The sequence below is a fragment of the Hydrogenivirga sp. 128-5-R1-1 genome (genome assembly GCF_000171895.1).
Map to the genome: position 1 here is coordinate 1 of NZ_ABHJ01000294.1, position 1,611 is coordinate 1,611.

Below are 1,611 nucleotides of genomic sequence, written 5' to 3' on the forward strand. Positions count from 1 at the left end.
ACTTGGGGCTTACGGTAGTAGATTTGATGATATGCATACAACCTGCTTTTTAATAAATGACTGTATTTGTATTGACGCAGGGAATATATTAAAACCTTTAAAAGAAAAAGCTACAGATTTAAAACATATACTTTTAACCCATTCCCATTTAGACCATATTCTTGATATACCTTTTTTATCTGATATAACTTTAAATTTCAGGGAATTTTCTCTTAATATATGGGGGTTAGAAGAAACAATTAATGATTTGAAAAACTATATAATGAACTGGCACATCTGGCCTGATTTTTCTTCAATAAAGCTTGTAAGGAAAAAAGATAATCCTGCACTTCATTATAACTTCATTAATTATAATGAGGAACTTTCTTTAGAAAATATAAAATTTAAAACTGTAAAATCAAATCATTCTGTTCCAACTGTAGGCTATGTTATAAATGACAAAATTTTTATATCTGGTGATACTATTAATAATGAAGAACTTATAAAGGAAGTAAATAACAATCTTAAAATAGAGAAGTTGTTTATTGATGTTTCCTTTCCATCTTACCTTGACAAAATAGCAAAAGATAGTAAACACCACAGTACATTAACCTTTAAAGAGGAAATAAAAAAAATCAGAAAGGACGTTGAGGTGTATATTTACCATATAAAACCGCCTTTTATTAATGATATAAAAAAAGAACTTGAAAGTTGCGGTAGAAGTATAAAATTTTTAAAAGAAGGAGATATTTTTGAGTTTTAAGGAGGGAAGACTGTGAAAGTTAAGATAAATGATTTTGATGCTTTAATAGTTGTTGATATGCAAAATGATTTTATGCCGGGAGGAGCTTTACCTGTTCCAGACGGAGACAAAATAGTTCCTGTTTTGAATGAATACATTAAACTTTTTGAAAGTAATGGAAATCCAGTATTTTTTACAAGGGACTGGCATCCTGAAAACCATATATCTTTTAAAGGATATGGTGGTATATGGCCTCCTCACTGTGTACAGGATACTGAAGGAGCTAAATTTCATCCAGACCTTTATATACCATCAGACAACAAATTCATTATTTCTAAAGGATACTCGAGGGATTTTGATGCTTATTCGGGATTTCAGGGAACTATTTTAAATGAACTTTTAAAGGAAAGGGGAATAAAAAGAATATTTGTAGGCGGAGTTGCAACTGATTACTGTGTTAAAAATACAGTTATTGGAGGGCTTAACTTAGGATATGAAGTTTTTGTTTTGGAAGATGGGATAAAAGGAGTAAATGTTAATCCAGAGGATAGCGAAAAAGCCATTGATTATATGCTTTCAAAAGGAGCTGTTTTAATAAATAAAAATGAGGTGAAATAGATGCCTGCTGTAGCTGAGAAAGAAAAAAAAGAAGTATTCACATACGAAGATATAAATAACCTGCCGGAAGGACATTATGAAGTAATAGATGGGAGGATTAAAAACTTGGCACCTACAGGATTTGAACACGGGAATTTAGAAGGTCTTTTATTTAACTTTTTGTATCCAAAGTTAAAAGACAAAGGATACGTTGCCGTTGGAGAAGTTGGAATACTGATACAAAAAGACCCCCTTAGAATAAGAGCAGCAGATGTTGTTTATATATCAAAAGA

At 30.9% G+C, this 1,611-nt stretch carries 3 protein-coding genes; all 3 read left to right on the top strand.

The genetic code is table 11. From position 1 onward, the window contains the following. Positions 1-742, top strand: a 742-nt coding sequence (locus tag HG1285_RS02300; protein WP_008289164.1) for an MBL fold metallo-hydrolase, incomplete at its 5' end; no start/stop codon positions are given. Between the two features lie 12 nt (positions 743-754). Beyond that, positions 755-1,339, top strand: a complete 585-nt coding sequence (pncA, locus tag HG1285_RS02295) for a bifunctional nicotinamidase/pyrazinamidase (protein WP_008289165.1) — start codon at positions 755-757, stop codon at positions 1,337-1,339. Beyond that, positions 1,340-1,611: Uma2 family endonuclease (locus HG1285_RS02290; RefSeq protein WP_008289166.1), on the top strand; the 272-nt coding region annotated here is incomplete at its 3' end. It lies immediately after the preceding gene.